Origin of the sequence: Solihabitans fulvus, from assembly GCF_008386585.1 — a bacterium.
In the GTDB taxonomy this organism is placed as follows: domain Bacteria; phylum Actinomycetota; class Actinomycetes; order Mycobacteriales; family Pseudonocardiaceae; genus Solihabitans; species Solihabitans fulvus.
Map to the genome: position 1 here is coordinate 1 of NZ_VUOB01000312.1, position 222 is coordinate 222.

Here is a 222-nt window from a genome sequence, read left to right on the forward strand (position 1 = left end):
TCAAAAAGGGCCAAGAGGAAGAACAAGCAAAGAAACGTACTAGAAGGACCCAAAAGTTCCAACGTGCGATTGTTGGTGCTTCACTTAGTGACATTATGGCTAAGCGTAATATGAAGCCTGAAGTACGTAAAGCGCAGAGAGAACAGGCCATTAAGGCGGCAAAGGAACAAAAGAAATCAACTAAAGCTGCCAAGAAGACTACAGCTCCTCCTACGAAGGCTA

Annotated in this window: 1 protein-coding gene; it reads left to right on the forward strand. The window is 44.6% G+C overall.

The annotated features are described in order from the left end of the window. On the forward strand, positions 1 to 222 hold a 222-nt coding region (locus F0L68_RS45940; RefSeq protein ID WP_223199646.1), incomplete at both ends, for a hypothetical protein.